This window comes from Haematomicrobium sanguinis DSM 21259 (assembly GCF_000688395.1).
Lineage (GTDB): Bacteria > Actinomycetota > Actinomycetes > Actinomycetales > Micrococcaceae > Haematomicrobium > Haematomicrobium sanguinis.
On the sequence record NZ_JIAG01000001.1, the window covers coordinates 325,758 to 348,617 of the forward strand.

Consider the following 22,860-nt stretch of genomic DNA (forward strand, 5'->3'; position numbering starts at 1 on the left):
CTGCTACCCCTTCACCGCACGATTCTCGAGCCGACCCAATCCGTCGATCTCGGTCACCAGAATATCGCCATCTGCCAAGTACTCCGCCGGCTTACGCGCGTGCCCCACGCCTCCCGGTGTGCCGGTCGCGATGACGTCCCCGGGACGCAAGGTAAAGATTGTCGAAATGTAGGACACCAGTTTCTCCGGCGTGAAAACCAGGTCACCAGTCGACACCTGCTGCACCACCCGCCCATTCACAGAACCGGTCATCGTGGCACCCAGCTCAAACTCATCCGGCGTGACCAAGTACGGCCCCAGCGGCGTGGTGGCCTCCCACGTCTTCCCTTGGAACCATTGCGGGCTACGGTATTGCCAGTCCCGCATGGTCACATCATTGAGCACGGCATAGCCGGCAATATAGTTTCCTGCCTCGGCTTCACTGATGCGCCGGGCCGGTTTGGAAATTACGACGGCGAGCTCCGCCTCCCAATCAATCTGATCGGATTCTGGCGCCAGTTCAATGTCGTCGCGCGGGCCAATCAGGGCATCCGGATACTTGGCAAAGAGTGTCGGATACTCGGGAAGCTCGCGCCCCATTTCCTTAATGTGGTTGCGGTAATTGAGCCCGACGCACACGATCTTCTCAGGCCAGGTCACGACGGGGGCAAGGTCCGCCGTGGCTGCCTCGTGTTCGGGCCCAATCGCCGCCTCTGCAATGCCTTTCCAGCCCGCAACCTGCAACAGCTCCCCTACATCTGCGTAGCCGGGAATCTCTACCAGCGTGTCGCCGCGAAGAATCGCGGCCGTTGTTGCCGGTGCGGCACCGGAGAGTCGGAGAGTTGCAAGCTTCACGGAGTTACCCCTTCGATAAATGTGCGGTTAAAGCTCAGACGTTCCACGATCGGCGCGTCAGAAAATTCAAATAGGTCGATGCCCTCGGCTCCCGCCTGTATGGAGTAGGGGACCCAGGAGGGGACCACAAACAGATCCCCCTTGCCAAGTTCTGTCTGTTCATCACCCAACGTGACCGTGCCGGCCCCTTCAAATACTTGCCATACCGAAGACCCGACATCGCGGCGCGTGCGCGACGACGCGTCCGCGCGGAAACGGTGGAACTGCGCGCGGAGCGTGGGCATGACGTCGCCGCCAGTCGTGGGATTGGAATACCGCACCGCAGCGTGTCCGGGCTCGATCGTGGCGGGTTGGCCTTCATCCTCCAAGAGGAGCTGCTCGGCGAGCGCCTTATCCGTGTACTCCCACCGATACGCGTGTATCGGAGAATTGGTGTGCGCGTCGAGGCCGGAGAGCGGTCGGAGACCTGGATATGCCCACAATCGTTCGGCTCGGGAAATGTCCGGAGTCGCCTCGTCGGTGACGCGTTCGGACCCAAATTCGAAGAAGCTGGTGTCCATGTAGTGCACAAAGGGGATGTCCAGCCCGTCTATCCAGGCCATGGGTGCCTCGGACTCGTTGTAGTGTCCGTGGAAATTCCACCCCGGCGTCAGCAGAAAGTCCCCTCGTCGCATCGCCACCGGATCGCCATTGACCACAGTCCAGACGCCCTCGCCCTCAATCACAAAACGGAACGCGTTCTGCGAGTGCCGGTGTTCGGGAGCTGTCTCTTTGGGGCCCAAGTATTGGATTGCCGCCCACAGAGTGGAACTGACGTAGGGCGCACCGCCGAGGCCGGGATTCGCCAGGGCAATGGCCCGGCGCTCTCCGCCGCGACCCACCGGAACGAGGTCGCCCGCGCGTTCAGCCAGCGGGTACAGCGTGGACCAACGCCAGACGTGCGCGACGGCCTTCGGCTCCGGTGTCATAGGCATCAAGTCCGAGAGCTGGGTCCACAACGGGTTGAGGTTTTCCGCGGCAAAATCCGCGTACAACTGATCAAGTGCCTCCCGGTCGATGTCGGGGCCGGAGTCCATCGCCGCGGCTGGGCTGGCGGCGGCCGCTTCGGTGGCGGCCGAGTCGGTCGAGGCAGGTTCCGAGTGCAGAGCGTCAACTGGCGCGCTGCCGTCAAGGTTGGGTGTGCTCACAGGTGCTCCTTCGCACGTTGAGGTGGTGCACGGTTCACGCTATGAATCCCCCATACCCCGAAGCAACCTTATTCCGCTGTGCAGAATTACGATTCTTTCCACTCCCTGCCCGGCGCCCGCGAAAGCCGCCAGCGGAGCGCACACTCGACATCCCCAACGGAGCGCACACTCGTTATCCACTGTGCAGATAATGCACGCTTTAACGGCGTGTCGCGTGCGTGTTTTGCACAGTCGATTGTGGGGTTAGGGGGTTGCTAGGGCGGTGTTGATGGACTCGGCGCACATACGCATGAGCTCCAGACTGCCCTTTTCCAAGAGCCGATCCAGACGGGTCGTCGGGCAGGCCACCGCGAACGCCGCGATCGGCTCTCCCGAAGCGCTACTTAGACTCATCCCCACGGCCGCAACCCCGATTTCGGTATGGTCCTTATTCACCGCGAATCCGGTCCTCCGAATGACCGCCAGCTCAGCCACCAAGGACTCGAACTCCGCGTCGTCCAAGTAATCCCCCGCCAACTCGGCACCCTTGGATCGGTACAACTGCCGCACATCCGCTGCCGGCAATTGCGCCAGAATCGCTTTCCCGCCGCTGGTCGCATGCGCCCCGAAAACCGCGCCCTGCCGGTCTCCGACCCGCAGATACAGGGTCGACTCGACGCTCGAAACAAACCGCATGTTCGCCCCGACCCGCACCATGAGATTCACCGTCTCCCCCAACCGACTCGACAGCAGCTCCAGGTGCGGGGTTGCAACTCGGCGCAACTCGCGCGTCCAGTCCAGCCCGGCCGGAGACACGCCGATCGCCGGCCCCGGCAAATACTCCTTGTTCTCCCCCTGAACGGCGAAGCCGCGATATACGAGCATCGCCATCAACCGGTGCGCCGTCGAGCCCGCGATCCCGAGCTCCTCGGCGGCATCCTTGATGCGCAGATGTCCAATGTCGCGCAGGATCTGCACGAGTCGCAACGCGTTGTCCACCGACTCCAAAAAGTAGCTCGGCTTCCGTCGAATTGGCGCCTTTGTTTTGTTCTGCATAGCAGAATAATATTGCACACTGTGTGGCGTGACACACACTCTGGGGGAGCGAAAGCAAGCACAACCGTCCGCTCACTACCATGTCAACGAGGACTCATGAGCTCTTTACAGACCACCCCCGAACCCCGGCCCGTCCCCCAGGTGAGCCGGCAACCACGGCAACCGTTACAACGCTCGGCGCTCATCGCCGTCGTGCTGTGCTGGCTGCTCATCGTCTTTGACGGATATGACCTCATTGTCTATGGAACCGTCCAAGGTTCGCTCATTAATGACACCGGTTGGGGGCTGGATCGCGCGGGTGCCGGGACGCTCGGATCGGTCGCGTTCTTGGGGATGCTGATTGGCGCGCTGTTCGCCGGCCGCCTCTCGGACTGGATGGGCCGCAAAAACACCGTCCTCGCGTGCACCGCCCTGTTTTCCATCTTCACGATCGCCTGCGCGCTCGCCCCCAACGCGGTCTTTTTCGGCGTGTGCCGGTTCGTTGCCGGGCTCGGTCTCGGCGGGCTCATGCCGGCCGCTAACGCGCTGACCGCGGACCTCGTCCCGCAACGCCTGCGCGCCATGACCGCAACCATCATGATGTCCGGCGTCCCGATCGGCGGCACCATCGCGGCGCTACTCGGCATCGGCTTCATCCCGAATTTCGGTTGGCAATCCATGTTCTGGGGTGCCGCGCTCGGACTCGTCGTGGTCCTGCCGCTGGCCTGGAAATTCCTGCCGGAAACCATTGCCGCCCCGGACGCGACAGTCGGCGCCACCCCAGCAAACACCGCCGCCGCGCCTGACGCAACCGCGCGCCCCCGCAAATCCGGCTTCGGCGTGATTTTGCGCGCGCCCTACCTCGTTCCGAGTGCGCTGTTCGCACTCGTGACCCTCGCGACCCTCTTCGCCTGGTATGGCCTCGGCACCTGGCTGCCGAACCTCATGCAGACCGCCGGCCACGACCTCGGCTCCGCGCTCACCTTCGCGCTGGCCCTGAATCTCGGGGCCGTGGCCGGTTCCTTCATCTCGGCGTGGGCGGGCGACCGCTTCGGCCCCACCCGCGTCGCCAGCATCACAGCAATCATCGCGGCCGCGAGTCTGCTCCTGCTCTTGACGAATCCGCCAACCGCGCTGGTGTACCTGCTGCTCGTCCTCGCGGGCATCGGCACGCACGGCACCCAGTGCCTGATTCTCGCCGCGATCGCCAACAACTACCCGGAGCACCTGCGCGGCACCGCGCTCGGCTGGGCGCTCGGGGTCGGCCGGATCGGCGCGGTCGCCGCCCCGCAGGTTGGCGGCTGGCTGCTGGCCGCGAACCTCGGCGTCGGATCCAACTTCATCGCATTCGGTTTGGCGGCGGCGCTCGCCTCGGCCGGTCTCGCCACGATCGTCGCGGTGGTGAAGAACCGGCAGAGCACCGAGTAGCGCCTCGCGCCGCCCGCGCCGAGTTGCCACTTGCGTAGCGAAAGATCGCGTCAAAACCTACGCAGATGGCAACTCGGCAATGCAAGTTGCTTTCCGAGGCGTATAGTGAGCAGTTGCCTAGCCTAAACGCGAGTGAAAGATGTGAAGAATGACGGCGATGCCCCCTACCGCACGAGCGCTGAAGTTAAAGGTCATTGGGCTGGCGGTATCGGCCGCCGTCGGCGGCTTCCTTTTCGGCTTTGACTCCTCGGTGGTCAATGGCGCCGTCGATTCCATCCAGGGCCGCTTTGAACTTTCCGACGCGCTCACCGGTTTCGCCGTCGCCTCCGCGCTGTTAGGTTGCGCACTGGGCGCGTACCTGGCCGGACGCGTTGCCGACCGCTACGGACGCCGCGCCACCATGCTGCTCGGCGCGGGCCTGTTCCTGATCTCCGCGATTGGCACCGGCTTCGCCTTCTCGGTGTGGGACCTCATCTTCTGGCGCGTGGTCGGCGGCCTCGGCATCGGTATTGCGAGCGTGATTGCCCCGATGTACATTGCCGAAATTTCGCCGAAACTCATCCGCGGGCGCCTCGCCTCGCTGCAACAGCTTGCGATCACGGTCGGTATTTTCGCGGCGCTCCTCTCCGACGCGCTCTTTGCTAACTGGGCCGGCGGCGCATCCGAACCGTTCTGGTTTGGCATCGAGGCGTGGCGCTGGATGTTCCTTGCCGGTGCTGTCCCAGCGATCGCATACGGCATTCTTGCCTGGCGGGTCCCCGAATCCCCGCGCTACCTCATGCAAACGGGCAAGGAAGAGGAAGCACACCGCGTCTTCCAGATGGTCTGGCCCGCCGAAGACATCGCCAAGGCGGAACGGGAAATCCGCTCCAACATTGCCGAGGACAAGAAACTCGCCCGTATTTCGTTGTGGGGCGGCAAGTTCGGGCTTCTGCCCATTGTCTGGATCGGCATCATCCTCTCGGTGTTCCAGCAGTTCGTGGGCATTAACGTCATCTTCTATTACTCGACCACGCTGTGGCGCTCGGTCGGGTTCCAAGAGTCGGATTCGCTATTCATCTCGGTGATCACCTCGGTGACCAACGTCCTGGTGACGATCGTCGCGATTGCCCTTGTCGACCGCATCGGCCGCCGCCCCATCCTGCTCGCCGGCTCCATCGGCATGGCGATCTCGCTGGGAACCATGGCCATTGCGTTTTCCACTGCGAGCGGCACCGGAACCGAAGTTAGCCTGCATGGCGCCTGGGGCCCCATTGCGCTGATCGCCGCGAACGTGTTCGTCATCGCGTTCGGCGCCTCTTGGGGCCCGCTCGTGTGGGTGCTCCTGGGCGAAATCTTCCCGAACCGCATCCGGGCGAAGGCGCTCGGTGTCGCCGCCATGGCGCAGTGGATCGCAAACTTTCTGATCACCGTGAGCTTCCCGGTCATGGCGGGGCTCAGCCTGCCGCTCACCTACGGCATGTACGCTCTCTTCGCGCTCCTCTCCTTCGTGTTTGTGCTCACGAAGATCCCCGAAACAAACGGCATGTCCCTGGAAGAAGCGGAAACACTGTTCACCGCTAAGCCGAGCCGCAAGGAACGCAAGCTGCGGGCGTAAGGTGAGCATCGCCGTCGTGCTTCACTGCCCGGATACGCAAATGCGCGCTGATAAAGTGGAGCCGATATGAACTCTCACTTTCTGCAGTCCGAGGCATGGTCCGTGTTTCACGAGGCGATGGGGCACACCACTCATCGGCGCTCCGGCGACGGGTGGGAGTTTTTGGCCGTCGAGGAGGATGGCGGCGGCGGGCTCAAGCGGCTTTATACCCCCTACGGCCCGACCGTCGATTCCGAGGCGGCGCTCGAGGACGCTTTGACGGCGCTCGTGGCGCTCGCCAAGCAGGTGAAGGCCGCGTATGTGCGCGTGCAGCCGAGCGGGCCGGGGCTGACTCCTGGGGCGATCGCCGCGCTCGGGCTTAAGCCGATCAAGCACTCGCAGCCCGAGCACACCTGGCGGCTGGATCTCACTCAGGACGCCGAGGCGATCCTGAATGGCATGGCCGGGAAAAAGCGGAACCTGTATCGCAATTACACGAAAAAGGGTATGAGTTATCGGGTTTCGACCGATCCCGCGGATGTTGAGGATTTAATTCGGCTCATGCACGGCGTCGAAGACGCGAATGACGTGAATTTTCATGAGGACGAATACTTCCGCACCCAAGCGCGCGCCCTCATGCCGCGCGGCTTCGCGCGCTTGCATTTCATTGATTTAGCTAAAGAGGACGGCACCACAGAGCCGATTGGGGCGGCATTATCGTACGACGGCGATGAGGTCACCTATTACGCGTATGCTGCGGCTAGCCACGAATTCCGTAAATTGCCTGCCAGTACGGTGCTTTTGGCGGAAATGATTATGCGCGCCAAGGACGATGGGCAGAAGACTTTCGACTTTTACGGGATCACCGATTCGGAGGACCCGGATCACCCGTGGGCGGGTTTCACGAAATTCAAGAAGACCTATGGCGGTTACCAACACGATTTTTCGGCCACATACGAGTTGGGTGTGAATAAGCCCGCGTACTGGTTGTATTCGCTGGCCCGCAAAATTCAGCAACGGGGGAAGTAGATGCCCACTCGTTTCGCGAGCGAGTCGGAAATTGCCGACTGGGACAATTTTGTGGCCGGGAACCCGCAGGGTGCGGATGTTTTGCAGTCGGTGGAGTTTGGCCGGGCGAAGGAGCGGCGGGGCTGGCGGCCGCGCTACATTGTCGATGACTTCGGCGGGCATCTGGCCCTAGAGAAGTCCTTTCCCGGTCTAGGGAAGTTCTGGTACTTCCCCAAGGGCCCGAACGTGACGACCGTTTCGGGGTTGCGTGAGTTTGCCGAGTCCTTTGAGTCCTTCGCCCGTGGCGCCGGAGTGTTTGGGTACAAGGTGGAGCCGAACATACTGCGCGGCGAGGCTGTTGGTGAGGGCGGCTCGGGCGCTTCGGGCGGTGTGGACAAGTGGAGCGCGATCGCCGAGATTGAGCGGCTGGGATTTGTGCCGGTCGGCGCCGTTCAGGTGAATCAATCCACCGTGATTGTCGATCTGTCCGAAGGCGCCGAGGCGGCCAAGGCGAAATTCCGGCCGCGGCACCGCACCGACATCAACCGGGCCGTGCGCGAGGGCGCTCGGGTGGAAGCGGTCGCCGCGACAGATGAGAACTGCCGGATCATGTATGACATTTACGCCCAGACCGCGGCCGGGCAGTTTGATGTGCGCAGTTTCGAGTATTACCGGGCGCTGTGGCAGGACTATGACGCGACCGGCAAGGGGCAATTGTTCTTTGTCTATTCCGGCGACGCCGTGATTGCCGGTGCCTTCGTCATGTTGCTCGGCACCGTCGGCAGTTATAAGGACGGCGCGTCCGTGCGGGAAAAGGTGGTGTACGGGGCGAGCCATTTGTTGCAGTACGCGATCATGGAATGGCTCGCCGAGCGCGGGTACACCAGTTATGACCTCGTCGGTGCACCGCCCTCGGACCGCGTTGATGACAAGACGCACCCCTTCCACGGGCTCGCCCGGTTTAAGACCGGTTTTGAGAAGCACATCACCGACTATGTGGGCGCTTTCGACAAGGCTGTTGTGCCCTGGAAGTACCGGCTGTGGATGTCCTTCGGCGAGCGGGCGCTCGCGAAACTGCACCGCCGCAAATTCCACGACGCAATGTACTAGACGGCGCGAGCGAGCCGCGGGGTCTAGAATTGAGGGCTTCTAGACCCATAACTGTTATGGGTCGAGCAGCCCTCTGGTTTAGACGTCTTCAGTGCGGCTGCGATTGCGGCCAAACAAAAGACCGTCGATGGATGCGCGGCCCGGACCGGTGAACGCGAGCGCGAGGCCGGCCGCTCCAATCAACATGACAAGCTCGTAACCGCCATCCACGGCAAAGAATCCCGCGCTCAAGTGCACTGCGAACGCCGCGTAGGCCATGCTGATCGCGACCAGCACGCCGACGATGCGGGTTGCTAAGCCGACAATGAGCGCGATGCCACCAACCAACTCCAAGGTCGATTGATAAACGGCTGAGACCTCCGGGAGCGGCACGTTCATGCCCGCAAAGCTTTTTTGTACCCCGACAAGCCCAAACTCAAAGTACTTCTGCCAACCGTGTACCAGCAGCGTGATGCCCGCGGCCAGGCGAAGAATGAGAAGTCCGAGCGAAACAGATCCAGATGGTTGCATGAGTAGTCCCTCCGTTGTGAGCGTGAATTCGGGCAATACCCAGTAAGACGCGCCAGCGGTGCTGGAGGTTCACCGACACCCCCGAGGTTCTTCACGACAGAAATTTCTTGAAATGCTTCCCTTTGGCCAAATAGGCCAAAACGGTACAATATCTGTATGGCACATACGACGACCAATCTCACGGTGGGGCAGTTGAAGGACTCGCTGTCCAACGCCATCAACTCAGCAAGCTACGGGCAAGAGCGTGTGGGGATCACTAAGCACGGGAAGCTTACGGCGGCGTTGATCAGCGTCGAAGATCTGGAGTTGCTTGAGGCACTCGAGGACGCTTCTGACCTGCATGCTTATCAAACTGCTAAAGCCGAGGATGATGGAACTCGCGTCAGTCTCGAAGAATTGCAGGCCGAGACTCGAAACTCCTGATGAAATATCGGGTCGAATTCACCGCGGCGGCAGCGAAGCAGTTACGCAAGCTAGACGCTGGCATTCGGCGCCGGATCGAATCCTCGTTGGGCAAGCTTCGCGACAATCCTCGCCCAGCGGGGGTTAAGAAGCTCAGTGGCGCTGACAATTCCTGGAGAATTCGCATTGGCGACTACCGCGTAATCTACGAGATTCATGACGAGGTGATTACTGTCCTTGTCCTCCGCGTTGCACATCGCCGGGAGGTCTACTGAATCGGACTTCTCAGGTAGGAAGTAGCCAGTTACCTAAACTTGATCGAAGGTGTTGCCGGTGAGCCGCTCGTACGCTTCGATGTAGCGGGCGCGGGTTTTCTCCACGATATCGGTTGGGAGCGCCGGGGGCTCGGTGCTTCGATCTGTCCAGCCAGCTTCGGGCGAGGTCAACCAGTCGCGGACAAACTGCTTGTCGAAGGACGGTTGGGGCCCTCCCGGCTGATATGTTTTTTCGTCCCAGAACCGGGACGAGTCCGGGGTCAACACTTCGTCCCCCAAGGTCAGCACGCCGTTGGCATCCGTGCCGAACTCGAACTTGGTGTCCGCCAAAATGATTCCGTGCTCTCGAGCGATCTTTTCGGCTTGGCCATAGATGCCGAGGGTTGCTTCCCGCAGAGCATCCGCCATCGGTTCGCCGACGCGCTCGACCGTCCCGGCGAAGTCAATGTTTTCGTCGTGCTCGCCGAATTCTGCTTTGGCACTCGGGGTAAAAATCGGCGGATCGATACGGGATCCATCCACCAGACCATCGGTGAGCCGTTGCCCGGAAACCGTGCCGGTACGTTGGTAGTCGCCAAGGACCGAGCCGGTCAGATAACCGCGGGCGATGCATTCAATCGGTGCCATATCCAGTTTCTCGCAGATCATCGCGCGTCCGGCAACCTCATCCGGCACCTCGGTAGAAATGACGTGGTTGGGAAAGTCGAGTTGGTCAAACCACCACAAGCTGAGTTTGGTCAGCACCTTGCCCTTGTCCGGGATTTCGGTGGAAAGCACATAGTCGAATGCGCTGATGCGATCGCTCGCAACCACCAGAACGCGATCGGTAATGCTCTGGTCTTCGGGAACGTACAGGTCCCGCACTTTGCCCGAATAGAGGTGCTTCCAGCCAGGTACGTCGACAATTTCGGCTTCAAAACCCACTAGCGCACGCCTCCGGTTGAAGCAGAATCCGAAGCACCGGGAACCTGAATCTTTCCAGCGGCTGCCTTCGCCGCAATATCGGTCCGGAACTGCCCGCCCTCAAGTTCGATCAAATCCATGCCGGCATATGCTTCTTCGCGCGCTTGAACAAGGTCCTCGCCCAAAGCAACCACCGCAAGAACGCGACCTCCGGCACTGAGGAGCTTATCGCCGTCGTCCCTCTTGGTCCCCGCGTGCAGCACATGCACATCCGGGAGGCGGTTCGCCTTCTTGACCCCGCGAATACGGTCCCCGGTGCGCGGGGTATCGGGGTAATTCGCCGAGGCTAGGACCACGGCGACGGCCGGGCGCGGGTCCCAATTGAGCTGCTCGTCTTCATCCAGCTGGCCCGTCGCCGCGGCCAGAAGGAGCTGACCGAGCGGGGTCTTGAGGCGAGCCAAAACGGCTTGAGTTTCCGGGTCGCCGAACCGGGCATTGAACTCGACCACGCGGGTGCCGCGCGAAGTCAGCGCGAGACCGACATACAGGACGCCCACGAACGGTGTTCCCCGGCGGGCCATTTCCTCGATAGTCGGGAGGGCAATGCGATTCATGACCTCGTCAACGAGCCCGGCGGGCGCCCAGTCGAGTGGAGTGTAGGCGCCCATACCGCCGGTGTTGGGACCTTCGTCATTGTTGAAAATGCGCTTGAAGTCTTGCGCCGGTTGGAGCGGGAGTGCGGTGCGCCCGTCGCTGATGACAAAGAGGCTTACTTCCGGACCGTCGAGATATTCCTCAATGACCACCGTCCCGCCGGCCGCGAAGCATTCCTCGGCATGGGCGAGTGCGACGTCGCGATCCTCGGTAACCACCACTCCCTTACCTGCTGCGAGCCCGTCATCTTTGACGACGTAGGGGGCGCCGAAGGTGTCAAGAGCTTCTTCGGCCTCGTCACGGTTGTTCGCGACCTTGGCCATGGCGGTGGGGACATTAGCGGCGGCCATGATCTGCTTAGCGAACGCCTTGGAAGCCTCGAGCTGCGCGGCCTCTTGGCTCGGCCCAAACACGTTGAACCCCGCGTCTCGCAGTATGTCGGAAACACCCGCGGCGAGGGGAGCTTCCGGCCCGATGATCACGAGGTCTGGGGTGAGTTTCGTGGCGAGAGCGAGGACTTCAGCCGGGTCGTTCGCGTTGATCTGGTGGGTTGGAACGAGGTCGGCGATCCCGGCGTTTCCGGGCGCGGCGTGCACCTCGGAAACTTGAGGGTCTTTCAGAAGCGCTCGGATGATGGCATGCTCGCGGCCGCCCGGGCCCAGAACCAGTACTTTCACAGTTCCCAAGCCTATCTGAAGTGCCGGGCCGCCAGCCTGCCAGAAGGGAGTTAGCCGCTACGTCGCTACATTTTTTCAGGACGGCGGAATTGGAACTCGCCCGAAACCTGATCCGCAAACATCTCAGCGAGGTCAAGGGGGAAGTCGTCTGAGGGAGAGACATCCCAATTGAGCGTAAATTCGTGGCTGATAATGCCGTTCGACAGTTGGACCGCAACGCCATTGTCAATCCACTTGACGCGCCTGCACTGCAATCCGACCTCGCGACTAGAGACGAAATCGGGATAGTAGCCCAGAATTCTCAGTGCTTCGATCCAATTTTGTTGAAAGCTGTCGTCGGGCGGTGGAATTCTGACCTGATCTGCGTAGACCTCGAGTTCAGCCTCGGTAGGAGAATCTACCCCTATCTTCTTGCAGATATCGTTTACCTCAGAGTCGAGAGAGAGCAGAAATGAATTGCCGCTGTTCACCGTGATCATGAATGATGCGTTCCCCAGAAGCACCTCACAAATCCGTACCGCCGAGGAGCCGCGAAAGCGATGCAACCATTCCACGAACGAGATTCGCTGAAGGGCCCTTCCGATCACGCGCTCTCTGTCGGCACACAATTTTTCAATCATATGGACGCTTCGTGGTGACTCATCATGTAGCCGGCTTCCTTCGGTCTATCTCTTGCCCGAAGCGTAGCAATTCTTCACTCGAAGGGGAATGAAGCGGAAACGCCGTTGTTGCTTAGAGCCGGAAAACACTCCGCGGGATCGCGTCGACCAAGTCGCGCGCGATCACCCCGGCCTCCTCCCGTCCCAATTGCCCGGTCACCACCAGATTGGCCAGGAACCCGGCGTCCAGCCGACGCGACATGTCGTGCCGTGCCGGGATCGAACAGAACGCTCGGGTGTCATCGATGAACCCGCTCGTCTTATAGAAGCCGGCCGAATCGGTCGCCGCCTCGCGGAAACGCCGAATTGCAGAGGGCGTATCCAAAAACCACCACGGCGCGCCCACGAACACGCTCGGATAAAACCCGGCCAGCGGCCCCAATTCGCGGGAAAACACCGACTCATCCACGGTGAACAGCACCATCCGGAACGCCGGATCCGTGCCGATGTCCTCCAGCACGGCGCGCAGCGGCTCCGTATAGAAGGAGAGCAACGGGAGGTCGTGACCGGTGTCCGGCCCAAACCGCTCCAAGGTCGGGCGGTGGTGATTGCGCAATACCCCCGGATGCAGCTGCATGACCAGACCGTCATCCCGGCTCATCAACGCAAACTGATACAGCATGTTGCGCCGGTACGCGGCGGCATCCTCCGGAGAGACAGCACCGCCGGCACTACCAGAACCGCCAGCACCGCCAGCCATCCCGGCTCGATGAATCCGCTCCGCCTCAGAATCTGACAGCGGCACCGCCCACGCATCGACCACACCGGTGTCAGTCGCGGTTGCGCCGTGCGCGGCAAAGTACGCACGCCGCAACCGCAACGCCTCCAACAACCCCGCATAACTGGCGGTAGAAACCCCGGCGATCTCGCCAAGAGCTGCCACATCCCGCGCCCACCCCGCCAACGAAGGGTCCATGTACTTATCCGCCCGGAACGTCGGCAGCACCCGCCCGCTAAACGACTCGTCCGCGGCCAGCGCAGCATGTGCCGCGAGCGAATCCTCGGGCGCATCGGTGGTCGCCAACACCGCAATGTTGAACCGTTCAAACAGCGCGCGCGGCAAAAACTCCGGCTCGCGCAGCAGCGCCGCAATCTCGTCATAGAGTGCATCCGCGGTTTCCGCACTCGGCACCGAGGTCAGCCCAAACACGTCGGCAAACACCGACTCAAACCAGTACCGCACCGGCGTTCCGGCGAAAACATGCCACTTTTCGCAGAACAACCGCCACACCGCACGCGGATCCGCAGCCGCGCCAGCCGAACCCGCCGAACTCGCCGGACCAGCCGCGCCATCCGACCCGCGACCCAATTCATCCAACGGCACCCCATGCGCGTGCAAGAGCCGCAACACATAGTGGTCGGGCACCAACAGCAGCGAGGCCGGATCCTCAAACGGCTCATTGGCGGCCAGCAACGCCGCATCCACATGCCCGTGCGGGGAAATAATCGGCGCCCCGGCCACCTGCTCATACAGCTCGCGCGCAACCTCCCGCTCCCGCGCGTCCACCGGGAACAATCGATCCGGGTCCAATGTCAAGGAACTCATGGCTTCCCCTTCCGCGCGCTCGGCGCACTCCCGCTCGACGCGCGAATCGTCAGATGCGTGGGCAAAACAAAATGCCGTTTCCCGCCCTCGGCGTTTCCCTCGCCTTGCAATTGCCGCAGCAGAAGTCCGACGGCGGTGCGCCCCACTTGCTCGATCGGCGCCGAAATTGTGGTCAAGGCGGGCGAACAGAATTTGGAGAGTTGAATATCGTCGCACCCCACGACGCTGAAGTCCTTGGGGACGTGCAACCCCCGTTCCTGCAATCTCAACTGGGCACCCACGGCGAGCAAATCGTTGTAGGCGAGCAACGCCGTCGTACTTAAATTCAGGACCGAGTCCACGGCGGCCGCCCCGGATTCCACGTTGGGCGCCAGTTCCATTGTTTTGAAAGCCTGCATGCCGAGCGCTTTGGCCGAGGTGCGCACCGCATTCCAGCGTTGCGCGTTGCTCCAGGACGAGGCGGGACCGGAGAGGTAGGCGACGCGGCGGTGCCCGAGCGAGGAGAGGTGTTCCATTGCCTGGCGCATGCCCATGCTGGTGTCGGCGCTGACGGTGTGCACCCCGGGGATTTGCCGGTTGATGACCACGAGTTCGGACTGCGCGGCGACAGCGTCGATTTGGTCCTGGGTGAGGCGGGAGGCGGTCAGGACAAAGCCGTCGACCGAGGAGCGGAGTTTTCGCAGGCTCGCGATTTCGGATTCGGCGGATTCTTCGGTGTCCACCAGTAGCTGGGTGTACCCGGCGGCCTTGAGCCCGAGCTGCGTCCCGCGGATGATGCCAAAGTAGTACGGGTTGCTGATGTCTGGGACTAGCACCGCGATCGCAAGCTTTTGTCCGGAGCGGAGCGCGCGCGCTTGGGAACTGGGGATGTAGTGGAGGGAACCGGCCGCCTCTAGGATGCGCTCGCGGGTGGCCGCGTTGACGCGGTCGGGGTTGCTCAGCGCGCGGGAAACCGTGGATGCGGCCACGCCGGCGACGCGCGCGACGTCGGTAATGGTGGGCGCTTTGGTTCCGGGCTTCGATGCCATGCCTCCAAGACAACCATCTCTGGCAAATTTTGGCAAACGGTTGCCAGATTGTTGCAAGGGTGCCTAGGCTTCGAGATAACCGCGGAAATCCCGCCGCTTCCAACCACAGCCATTCATCGACAAAACAAAGGAGTTTTCTGTGCGTATGAAAAAAATTGGTGCCGCGGCCGCACTCATTTGCGCCGCTCCGGTCGTGCTGCTGTACCTGATTTTCCAGCGTTATCTAATTGGCGGGCTGACCGCCGGAGGAGTGAAGTAATGCCCACGTGGAAACTGTCCGGGTTTGCCGACGAGATCGACACCAACCCGGATGTGCAGTTGGCGGTGCTGAAGGGACTCGGCGCGAATCATGTCGAGGTGCGCAGCGCCTGGGAGACTAACGTCATCGACTTGAGTGCGGATCAGCTCGCCGAGTTCAAGGACTACCTCGCCAAATATGAGATGGGTGTCTCCGCGATCGGCTCCCCCATTGGCAAGGTGGACATCGACCTGCCGCCGGAGCATGAACTAGAGCGCCTCGACCGCGCCATTAACGCCGCCAAAACCTTGGGAACCGGCAACATTCGCATGTTCTCCTTCTACTACCCGGGCAAGTCGCGCGATCAGGTGCGCAACGCCGTCGTACTTCGGCTCAAAGCGCTCACCGAGCGCGCGAGCGAAAACGGAATCACCCTGCTGCACGAAAACGAGAAAGACATTTATGGCGATACCGGCGCGGCCTGCGCCGAGATCCTGCAGGCGGTGGATCACCCGAATTTTCGCGCCGCGTTTGACCCGGCGAACTTTGTGCAAGTCGGGGACAAGCCGTATACCGAGGCGTGGCCGTTGGTGCAGCCGTGGGTGGACTATCTGCAGGTCAAGGACGCCCGGTTTGCCGATCAGGAAGTGACGGCATCCGGGGACGGCGACGGCGAGGTGGCCGAGATCGTGCAGGCGCTGGTGGATCGCCGATATGCAGGTTTCGCGTCGATGGAGCCGCATTTGGCGCAGTACACGAGCTCCGGCGGGTTCTCCGGGGCGGCAGAGTTTGGGCGCGCAACCCGCGCGTTCAGGAAGATCGCAGAAGATCAAGGAGTGACATTCGAGTGAATGCTCAAGAACGCGGCGTCGCGATTGTGGGCGCCGGGAATATCTCGCGCACGCACGCAGAGAGCGTGAATTATGTGGACGGTCTGCGCGCCGTCGCGGTGGTGGATCCCATCACCGAAGCCGCCGAACGGCTCGCGGACACGGTTGCCGAACAGGGCAACCCGCGCCCGGCGGTGTACGCGACGCTGAATGACGCGCTGAGCGATCCCGCCGTCGATGTGGTGGCAATCGGCACCCCCTCCGGGCTGCACGTGGCGCAGGCGGTCGCTGCGATGAAGGCGGGCAAGGCAGTCGTCATTGAGAAACCGCTGGACACGAATGTGGCGCGGGCGCGCGAGGCGCTGAAGGTCGCCGAGGAAACCGGTGCCGTACATACCGTCATTTCGCAGCATCGCTTTGACCCGGCAAGCCAATTCGTCAAGAAAAAGATCGAGGAGGGCAAGCTGGGGCGCATCACCTCCGCGATCGCCACGCTCTCCTGGTACCGCAGCCAGGCGTATTACGATTCTGGCGACTGGCGCGGCACGTGGGCAATGGACGGCGGCGGCGCGCTCATGAACCAGGGCGTGCACCAGCTTGACCTGCTCATTTGGATGCTCGGGGTGCCTAAAACCATTACCGCGTTTACCGCGCTGGCCGCGCATGAGGGCATCGAGGTGGAGGACACCGCGGTCGCGGTCATCTCCTTCGAGTCCGGGGCGCTCGCGCTTTTGCACGCGACCACCGCGGCCTACCCGGGGCTCTTCGCGCGGCTGCAAATCATGGGCTCGCAGGGGTCTGCAATTATTGAGAATGACCGGCTGCAGTACTATCGCGAGGCCGTCGAGGGCGAGGACATCGGCCAGTTCGGCGTGTTGGGCGCGTCCCCGCAGACCGAGGCGGCGGTCGCCGAGCTTGGCAACATCCCCACCGGGGCCAAAGACCCCACCGAGGATCCCGGCAGCCACATCCGCCAGTATCAGGATTTCGCGGCCGGTCTCGATGGCGGTCCGGCACCGCTGGTGTCGATCGCGGAGGCGGCGCGCTCGCTCGCTACGATCCGCGCGGTGTACATTTCGGCCACCTTGGGTGAGCCGGTGCAGTTCCAGGATGTGTGGGATGGAAAGTACGACGGCGTTGCCCCCTTGGTGGGCGGCGCGGCAGCTAAGGAGGCTGGCAAGTGAGTGACGGTTTGAAGTATTCGGTTTTTACCGCGTCCACACCGGACTGGACACCGGAGGAAGCGCTCGCGGAAATTTCCGGTGCCGGTTATCAGGGGATTGAGTGGCGTGTGGTGGACCAGGCGCCCTCCGATGGCACCGGGTTCTGGATGGGCAATCGGGCGACGATCCCGTTCACCGGGATCCTCGAGGCGGCACCGCGTATCGCCGAGCAGACGCGGGAGGCGGGTTTGTCGATTTCCGGGGTGGGCGGGTACCAGTTGGCGTCCAATCGCGAGGGTGCCGCGACGATGCTGGAGGCAACCGCCGCAATGGGCGCCCCGCAAGTGCGGCTCACCATGCAGTGGCTCGGATCCTCGCGAGAACTCGATGAGCGAACCGACGGGCGAGAAATGGTGTCTGCTGCACGTGCGGACTTGGCGTGGGCCGTGGAGCGGGCGAAGGACCTCGGCGTGAAGGTGCTCGTGGAAATGCACCACCGCACGATTGCGGCGAGCGCGTCAGGCGCGTTGCGACTGGTGGAAGGGCTCGATCCGGAACACATTGGAGTCATCCACGACTCGGGAAACATGGTGGTTGAGGGCCAAGAGGACTATCTCTTTGGATTCCAGATCTTGGGCGAGTACCTGGCACACGTGCACTTGAAGAACAGCCGCTGGGTTGCTGGCGAGGAAGAGCCGGCGGCCGGACTGGAGGGAGTCGCGGCGCAACGCTGGCGTCCGGAGCAGACGCCGATGTGGCGTGGCATTGCCGACCTTGATGCGTATCTCGCGGGTCTGGCGCGCGTCGGGTACACGGGCTGGATCACCATGGAGGATTTCTCCGAGACCGAACCGCTTGCCGATCGGATCAAACACAACCTCGCGTACATCCGCGGACTCGCGGCCAAGCACTACGGTGACTGACAAGTCAGCGATCCAGGCCGTGGCCGGCGCACCGGATTCGTTGGTGCGCCCCTCGCACGTGCGCATTGTGCACATTGGGCTGGGGGCTTTCGCCAGGGCGCACCTTTTTGACTACACGCAGCGCGTCAACGAGACGCTCCCGGTGGAAGCGCAGTGGGGCATTGCCGGGTTTACCGGGCGGAGTGCGCGCATGGCCGAGGTGCTTGGAGCGCAGGACAACCTGTACACGCTCACGGTGCGAGATACCGACGGCGTGTCCACGAAGGTCATGACCCCGCTCATTGCCTCTCACGGCGGGGATGATCTGGACGCTTTGGTGGAGTATTTGCGCGACCCCGAGGTGAGCATCGTGACCGTGACGGTGACCGAAGGCGGATACAACCTGGGCGGCTTCAGAGTGGACCCGGAGATCCATGTGTTGCCGGGGGGTGAGAGCACCGCGAGCGCGCGTGGCGAACTTGCGGGCTCGGCGCTGGGTCGCTTGGCGGTCGCCATTTTCGAGCGCTTTCTGGCCGGGGCGGGGCCGCTTTCGGTGCTGAGCCTCGACAATATCGCCCATAACGGCGACACCTTGGGGCACCTCGTCCGGCAGACTGCCTCGGCGCTCGCTGGCGATCGTTATGAGGATTATGCGCTGTGGTTGAACGATTACGTAGGGTTTGTGTCCACCGTGGTGGATCGCATTACGCCACGAACCGCAGACTCCGACGTTACGCAGACACTACCGGGCGGCGACCTCGACCGGGCGCCGGTGGTCACCGAGGGGTTCCGCGAGTGGGACATCGCCGATGGGTTCACGAGTGCGCGGCCGGAGTGGGAACTCGCGGGAGCGCAGGTGGTGTCCGAGCTCGAGCCGTTCACCCAACGAAAACTGCTCCTGCTCAATGCCGCCCATTCCCTGCTGGCGTACGCGGGTCTAGCGCGGGGGTTCGCCACGGTCCGCGAGGCTATTGCCGACCCAGAGTTGCGCGAGATGGTATCGCAGCTGTGGCGGGATGCTTCGCGCAACATACCCTTCTCGGACACGGACATTGAGAACTATACGGCGCGGTTACTGTCGCGATTCGCGAACCCGCACCTGGACCATGAGCTCGCGCAAATCGCCGAAGGCGGCATCGAGAAAATGCGTATTCGGATCGGGCCGGTCTTGTGGGCCGCCTGGGAACAGGGACGGAAAGCGCCCGCGCATGAGCAGGCCGTCGCGTCGTGGGCCGATTTTGCGGGGCTTTCCACCCGCGAAGCGTTGCAGTGGACGTTGCCGGTATCCGGCGCTGACCCGATCGAGCCGCCCCAAGAACTGGTCGATGTCATCGACAACCTGCGTATACCCGCCTCTACTAAGGAGAACCATGAAGATCGTTGACGCCAAAGTCATTGTCACCAGTCCAGACCGCAACTTTGTGACGCTCAAGCTCACCACCGAGGATGGGCTGACCGGTCTTGGTGACGCAACGTTGAACGGCCGCGAGTTGAGCGTTGCCGCGTACCTGACGGAGCACGTGGTTCCCTTGCTACTTGACCGTGATGCTTCCCGCATTGAGGACACCTGGCAGTTTCTGTATCGGAGCGCCTATTGGCGGCGCGGGCCGGTGACGATGGCCGCCATTGCCGCAGTGGATGTGGCGCTGTGGGATATCAAGGCGAAAGCGGCGAATATGCCGCTGTACCAGTTACTTGGCGGCGCTTCGCGGAACGGGTGCATGGCCTATGGTCACGCCTCCGGTAGGGACATTCCCGAGTTGTTTGACTCCATCCGCTCGCACTTGGATCAGGGCTACAAGTCGATTCGCATTCAGACCGCCGTCCCCGGAATTGACGCGGTGTACGGGGTCGCTGCCCAATCGAGCGATGGCGTGCGCTACGATTACGAGCCCGCGCGGCGGCAGGCGCTTCCGGCGGAAGAGGACTGGGACACGCGTGCCTACCTGCGCCATATCCCCACGGTGTTCGAGGCGGTGCGCAACGAGTTCGGCCCGGAACTGCCGCTCTTGCACGACGGCCACCACCGCATGACCCCGATTCAAGCGGCGCGGCTCGGAAAGGACTTGGAGCCGTATGACCTGTTCTGGTTAGAGGACTGCACTCCCGCCGAGAACCAGGACGCGCTCCGCTTGGTTCGCCAGCACACAGTAACGCCGCTCGCGATTGGCGAGGTGTTCAACACCGTGTGGGATTACCAAACCCTCATTCAGGATCAATTGATTGACTATGTGCGCTCGGCGGTGACACATACCGGCGGCATCTCTCCAATGAAGAAGATCATGGACTTTGCCGCGCAGTATCAGATCAAGTCCGGCATCCATGGACCGACCGATATTTCTCCGGTAGGGATGGCTGCGGCGCTTCATCTCGATTTGGCGATCCACAACTTTGGTATCCAGGAGTACATGAAGCACGGCAAGAAAACTAACGAGGTTTTTGAGCAGTCATTTTCCTTTAGTGAAGGATTGCTGCACCCGGGCGATAAGCCGGGCATCGGCGTCGAACTTCATGAAGATGCCGCCGAGAAATACCCGTACGAGCGCGCCTACTTGCCATTCAATAGGCTCAAGGACGGCACTGTTCACGACTGGTAACCGCGCCGGGGGACGGTCGATCGTTAGGAGGCTTGTGGAACCCGGTCGGGGTCGGGGCGATTCCACGCGCTCGATGCGGAGCCCTCTTCTGGCGCCGTCGCCGAGTTGGTTTTAGTGCTCTCGTGCTCGGTGGTGTAGGTGTTTCCGAGGGGCGAGGTCCAGGTGAGTGTACCGTCGGGGTTGGCGGTGACCGTCCAGCCGTGGTGGGTTTTGAGATTGTGGTGCTTGCGGCACAGTAATTGCAGGTTCTCGGGCGAGGTGGCACCGCCGGAGCGCCAATCTTGAATGTGGTCGACATCGGTGTGCCGCGCCGACTTGCTGCAACCGGGGAACTGGCACGTGGGCGAGCGATGGTGCAGGTATTCGCGCAACTCCTTTGTCACGGCATACTTTTTGCGCTCAAGATCGAGGACGACTCCGGTTACCGGGTCCGTCAAAAGCCGATACAGCACAGGCGCTTGGGCCGCGATCTGTCTGGCAGTTTCGGCGGGAATGGGCCCGTAGTCATGCAAGGTGGCGTGTTCGTCATTGAGCCCAGCAAGCGTTTCGGCGGAAACGGTGACAAAGACTTTGGGTTTCAGGTGTTCGGCTACCGGCGGGCTCTCCGGGATGCCAAACGGCTCGCGGTAGGAGGTCGGCGGGTCGCCGCTTCGGTCCATCGGCTCGCCGGGGACGCCGCGCACCCACGCTCCGGGATTGGGCGCGCCGCCAGGAGGGTAAGCGCCGCTGGGGTGGAAAGCGCCCCCGGGAGGGTAAGCGCCGCTGTTTGGCTGTTCGGAGTCTGGGGTTTCGCTCGGGGCGTCGCCGGTAAAGCTCGCTGTTGTACTTGCGGAGGCGCGGGGGCCGAAACCACTATCCGCATTTGTGGGCGGGCTCAATATCAAGTCAACCAAGGCGTCTGCGCGCAGTTGTGCCAAGGTCCGCCGGGGCGTCTTGAGTGCTTTCCAGCGGGCCGGCCCCGACAGTCCGCTCGGATCCGGGGTGGGCTCTGCCCGTTTAGCGGCGCGCGCATAATCGTCGATGGTGTTCATGAGCGCGTGCGCGGACTCGGCGGGCAGGTATGCGTTAAGCCAGGCCATGCCGTCCTGCTCATCACTGACGTAAACCTTGCGGTCCTGGATGTTTCTGGCCCGGCGTACCTCGAGCGGCTCCACATGCAATTGTTCGCGAACCCGGACCGCACGGCGTTTCACGTCTGAACGAGAGCGCTTAACGCGAGTTCCGCGCGGAGGGGCAATAAATTCGGCAAGCTGACGACCATATTCGAGCAGTTTGGCACCGGGCAGGTCCGCACTGTGTTCCAGGATCACCTGCATATGGCCCCAAGCGAGATGTCCGGCTTGATGCTCTCGCGCAAGGTGCGGCGAGTGCATCAGCAGAGCGGATTGGCGAATGATCTGGTGCGCACGAGGCTCGCTGCACTCGAAAAGGCAGGCGAGTTCGGAGGACAGCGTATAAGTCGCGTTGAAATACGCCCGAGCAAGAATCGGGTCGCGGAAGAATTCAAGGGGAAGACCCTCCATCTTGCCGAAATTGGTGCCCAGCGACTTCGCCTTGAGGTCCTGCAGCGGAGTCGGGACCTGGTGGGGATCGGTACCCGGGTCCGAGAAGTCGGTAGCGAAGTCCTCGGAGAAGTTCCCGTCAAAGGCCGCGAGTTCCACGGCGACTTGGTCCTCCACGAAGAGGCTAAAAAGCGCACCGGTTGCGACATGGCGGCTGGCTTCAACCGTACGAAAAACAGTTTCGAATTGTGCAAGAACGGCGCTCAGCCGTTTCTCACTGGAGCCAACGGTCCCAACTTCCTCGCCAGTGCCAGTGCCAGTGCCAGTGCCAGTGCCAGTGCCAGTGCCAGCAGAATTATCCTCGCTCGTCGCTGAAAAACCATTCGCCGCGCTTGGCTCGCATCCTGCCGCGCCGGTCTGGTGCGAGACTTTTGACTCAACGCTTGCGGTGAACTTTTCCACTGCGGCTTCCAGCTCGCGCACGAGTGTCTCGAACGCCGTTACCCGGATTTCGATTTCACGCTGTTCGAGTGGAAAGTTCATATCTTCATTTTACTCCCCACCTCTGACATTTTCCATTATTTTGAGTGACCATAGAATATCTGTGGATAACTTCTAAAAATAGGACGCTTTTCTCGACCTGTGTAGGAGCATCATGGCGGTCCTACATCGAGCACACGGCGCAGACGCTGACCACTTAGGCGCTCGGCGCACGACGAATCCACAATCGAGAACCCTTACAACCACCATGAATGACAAGAATTTCACATCCTGGGCACATAGCATAGTTTTCACTTATTATCGTGCCCCATTTTTT

At 62.0% G+C, this 22,860-nt stretch carries 21 protein-coding genes and 1 pseudogene; 12 read left to right on the forward strand and 10 right to left on the reverse strand.

Going from position 1 to position 22,860, the window contains the following annotated elements; all coding sequences use genetic code 11:
• Positions 1–3 precede the first annotated feature (3 nt).
• From O148_RS0101540 to O148_RS14125, 3 genes are all read right to left on the reverse strand, one after another.
• Complete coding sequence (locus tag O148_RS0101540) at positions 4–834, reverse strand: fumarylacetoacetate hydrolase family protein (RefSeq protein ID WP_026529518.1); 831 nt, start codon at positions 832–834, stop codon at positions 4–6.
• Complete coding sequence (locus O148_RS0101545) at positions 831–1,910, reverse strand: cupin domain-containing protein (protein ID WP_026529519.1); 1,080 nt, start codon at positions 1,908–1,910, stop codon at positions 831–833. The genes O148_RS0101540 and O148_RS0101545 overlap by 4 nt, the downstream gene beginning before the upstream one ends.
• 354 nt (positions 1,911–2,264) lie before the next feature.
• On the reverse strand, positions 2,265–3,056 hold the full coding sequence (locus O148_RS14125; protein WP_035744229.1) for an IclR family transcriptional regulator: 792 nt from the start codon (positions 3,054–3,056) through the stop codon (positions 2,265–2,267).
• A 96-nt stretch (positions 3,057–3,152) separates the two neighbouring features.
• On the opposite strand from O148_RS14125, the gene O148_RS0101555 reads away from it, so the two are divergent.
• From O148_RS0101555 to O148_RS0101570, 4 genes are all read left to right on the forward strand, one after another.
• A complete protein-coding gene (locus O148_RS0101555) occupies positions 3,153–4,463 on the forward strand; it encodes an MFS transporter (RefSeq protein WP_026529520.1) in 1,311 nt (436 codons plus the stop codon).
• A gap of 157 nt (positions 4,464–4,620) precedes the next feature.
• Positions 4,621–6,060 carry a sugar porter family MFS transporter gene (locus tag O148_RS0101560; RefSeq protein WP_035744402.1) on the forward strand — a complete coding sequence of 480 codons (1,440 nt, stop codon included), beginning with the start codon at positions 4,621–4,623 and terminating at the stop codon, positions 6,058–6,060.
• 66 nt (positions 6,061–6,126) lie between these two features.
• Positions 6,127–7,068, forward strand: coding sequence for a lipid II:glycine glycyltransferase FemX (locus O148_RS0101565; protein ID WP_026529522.1), 942 nt, complete (start codon positions 6,127–6,129; stop codon positions 7,066–7,068).
• Positions 7,069–8,157, forward strand: a complete 1,089-nt coding sequence (locus tag O148_RS0101570; RefSeq protein ID WP_026529523.1) for a lipid II:glycine glycyltransferase FemX — start codon at positions 7,069–7,071, stop codon at positions 8,155–8,157. It begins immediately after the preceding gene.
• A 78-nt stretch (positions 8,158–8,235) separates the two neighbouring features.
• On the opposite strand, the gene O148_RS0101575 is transcribed toward O148_RS0101570, so the two are convergent.
• Positions 8,236–8,667 (reverse strand): DoxX family protein, encoded by a 432-nt coding sequence (locus O148_RS0101575; protein WP_026529524.1) that lies wholly within the window; start codon positions 8,665–8,667, stop codon positions 8,236–8,238.
• A gap of 156 nt (positions 8,668–8,823) precedes the next feature.
• Between O148_RS0101575 and O148_RS0101580 the strand changes: the two genes are divergently transcribed.
• Positions 8,824–9,090 carry a type II toxin-antitoxin system prevent-host-death family antitoxin gene (locus O148_RS0101580; protein WP_026529525.1) on the forward strand — a complete coding sequence of 89 codons (267 nt, stop codon included), beginning with the start codon at positions 8,824–8,826 and terminating at the stop codon, positions 9,088–9,090.
• Entirely contained in the window at positions 9,090–9,344 is a 255-nt protein-coding gene (locus O148_RS0101585; protein ID WP_026529526.1) for a type II toxin-antitoxin system RelE family toxin, read from the forward strand. The genes O148_RS0101580 and O148_RS0101585 overlap by 1 nt, the downstream gene beginning before the upstream one ends.
• A gap of 33 nt (positions 9,345–9,377) precedes the next feature.
• On the opposite strand, the gene O148_RS0101590 is transcribed toward O148_RS0101585, so the two are convergent.
• The 5 genes from O148_RS0101590 to O148_RS0101610 form a co-directional block, all read right to left on the reverse strand.
• A complete protein-coding gene (locus O148_RS0101590) occupies positions 9,378–10,268 on the reverse strand; it encodes a phosphoribosylaminoimidazolesuccinocarboxamide synthase (protein ID WP_026529527.1) in 891 nt (296 codons plus the stop codon).
• Positions 10,268–11,578 (reverse strand): phosphoribosylamine--glycine ligase, encoded by a 1,311-nt coding sequence (gene purD, locus O148_RS0101595; RefSeq protein ID WP_026529528.1) that lies wholly within the window; start codon positions 11,576–11,578, stop codon positions 10,268–10,270. Before purD ends, O148_RS0101590 begins: the two co-directional genes overlap by 1 nt.
• Before the next feature lie 65 nt (positions 11,579–11,643).
• A complete protein-coding gene (locus tag O148_RS0101600; RefSeq protein ID WP_026529529.1) occupies positions 11,644–12,198 on the reverse strand; it encodes a hypothetical protein in 555 nt (184 codons plus the stop codon).
• Between the two features lie 112 nt (positions 12,199–12,310).
• Positions 12,311–13,783, reverse strand: a complete 1,473-nt coding sequence (uxaC, locus tag O148_RS0101605; RefSeq protein ID WP_026529530.1) for a glucuronate isomerase — start codon at positions 13,781–13,783, stop codon at positions 12,311–12,313.
• Positions 13,780–14,811 carry a LacI family DNA-binding transcriptional regulator gene (locus tag O148_RS0101610; RefSeq protein ID WP_026529531.1) on the reverse strand — a complete coding sequence of 344 codons (1,032 nt, stop codon included), beginning with the start codon at positions 14,809–14,811 and terminating at the stop codon, positions 13,780–13,782. The genes uxaC and O148_RS0101610 overlap by 4 nt, the downstream gene beginning before the upstream one ends.
• A gap of 163 nt (positions 14,812–14,974) precedes the next feature.
• On the opposite strand from O148_RS0101610, the pseudogene O148_RS17670 reads away from it, so the two are divergent.
• The 6 genes and pseudogenes from O148_RS17670 to manD form a co-directional block, all read left to right on the forward strand.
• Positions 14,975–15,070 (forward strand): annotated as a pseudogene (locus tag O148_RS17670) (carbohydrate ABC transporter permease); the annotation flags it as partial.
• Positions 15,070–15,900, forward strand: coding sequence for a sugar phosphate isomerase/epimerase family protein (locus tag O148_RS0101620; protein WP_026529532.1), 831 nt, complete (start codon positions 15,070–15,072; stop codon positions 15,898–15,900). The pseudogene O148_RS17670 and the gene O148_RS0101620, both read left to right, overlap by 1 nt.
• Positions 15,897–17,063 (forward strand): Gfo/Idh/MocA family protein, encoded by a 1,167-nt coding sequence (locus tag O148_RS14130; RefSeq protein WP_240470755.1) that lies wholly within the window; start codon positions 15,897–15,899, stop codon positions 17,061–17,063. Before O148_RS0101620 ends, O148_RS14130 begins: the two co-directional genes overlap by 4 nt.
• Complete coding sequence (locus O148_RS0101630) at positions 17,060–17,965, forward strand: sugar phosphate isomerase/epimerase family protein (RefSeq protein WP_240470756.1); 906 nt, start codon at positions 17,060–17,062, stop codon at positions 17,963–17,965. The genes O148_RS14130 and O148_RS0101630 overlap by 4 nt, the downstream gene beginning before the upstream one ends.
• Positions 17,958–19,328 carry a mannitol dehydrogenase family protein gene (locus tag O148_RS14135; RefSeq protein WP_051619683.1) on the forward strand — a complete coding sequence of 457 codons (1,371 nt, stop codon included), beginning with the start codon at positions 17,958–17,960 and terminating at the stop codon, positions 19,326–19,328. The genes O148_RS0101630 and O148_RS14135 overlap by 8 nt, the downstream gene beginning before the upstream one ends.
• Entirely contained in the window at positions 19,315–20,541 is a 1,227-nt protein-coding gene (gene manD, locus O148_RS0101640) for a D-mannonate dehydratase ManD (RefSeq protein WP_026529534.1), read from the forward strand. Before O148_RS14135 ends, manD begins: the two co-directional genes overlap by 14 nt.
• 23 nt (positions 20,542–20,564) lie before the next feature.
• Here the strand turns inward: manD and O148_RS16845 are convergent, their stop codons facing one another.
• Positions 20,565–22,586: an HNH endonuclease signature motif containing protein gene (locus tag O148_RS16845; protein WP_026529535.1), complete on the reverse strand. Its 2,022-nt coding sequence runs from the start codon at positions 22,584–22,586 to the stop codon at positions 20,565–20,567.
• Positions 22,587–22,860 lie beyond the last annotated feature (274 nt).

Excerpts from the sequence above, each read along its gene's own strand:
- O148_RS0101545 (WP_026529519.1), bottom strand. The coding sequence starts at position 1,910 with ATGGACTCCGGCCCCGACATCGACCGGGAGGCACTTGATCAGTTGTAC.
- O148_RS14125 (WP_035744229.1), bottom strand. The coding sequence starts at position 3,056 with ATGCAGAACAAAACAAAGGCGCCAATTCGACGGAAGCCGAGCTACTTT.
- O148_RS0101555 (WP_026529520.1), top strand. The coding sequence starts at position 3,153 with ATGAGCTCTTTACAGACCACCCCCGAACCCCGGCCCGTCCCCCAGGTG.
- O148_RS0101560 (WP_035744402.1), top strand. The coding sequence starts at position 4,621 with ATGCCCCCTACCGCACGAGCGCTGAAGTTAAAGGTCATTGGGCTGGCG.
- O148_RS0101565 (WP_026529522.1), top strand. The coding sequence starts at position 6,127 with ATGAACTCTCACTTTCTGCAGTCCGAGGCATGGTCCGTGTTTCACGAG.
- O148_RS0101570 (WP_026529523.1), top strand. The coding sequence starts at position 7,069 with ATGCCCACTCGTTTCGCGAGCGAGTCGGAAATTGCCGACTGGGACAAT.
- O148_RS0101575 (WP_026529524.1), bottom strand. The coding sequence starts at position 8,667 with ATGCAACCATCTGGATCTGTTTCGCTCGGACTTCTCATTCTTCGCCTG.
- O148_RS0101580 (WP_026529525.1), top strand. The coding sequence starts at position 8,824 with ATGGCACATACGACGACCAATCTCACGGTGGGGCAGTTGAAGGACTCG.
- O148_RS0101585 (WP_026529526.1), top strand. The coding sequence starts at position 9,090 with ATGAAATATCGGGTCGAATTCACCGCGGCGGCAGCGAAGCAGTTACGC.
- O148_RS0101600 (WP_026529529.1), bottom strand. The coding sequence starts at position 12,198 with ATGATTGAAAAATTGTGTGCCGACAGAGAGCGCGTGATCGGAAGGGCC.
- uxaC (WP_026529530.1), bottom strand. The coding sequence starts at position 13,783 with ATGAGTTCCTTGACATTGGACCCGGATCGATTGTTCCCGGTGGACGCG.
- O148_RS0101610 (WP_026529531.1), bottom strand. The coding sequence starts at position 14,811 with ATGGCATCGAAGCCCGGAACCAAAGCGCCCACCATTACCGACGTCGCG.
- O148_RS0101620 (WP_026529532.1), top strand. The coding sequence starts at position 15,070 with ATGCCCACGTGGAAACTGTCCGGGTTTGCCGACGAGATCGACACCAAC.
- manD (WP_026529534.1), top strand. The coding sequence starts at position 19,315 with ATGAAGATCGTTGACGCCAAAGTCATTGTCACCAGTCCAGACCGCAAC.
- O148_RS16845 (WP_026529535.1), bottom strand. The coding sequence starts at position 22,586 with ATGAACTTTCCACTCGAACAGCGTGAAATCGAAATCCGGGTAACGGCG.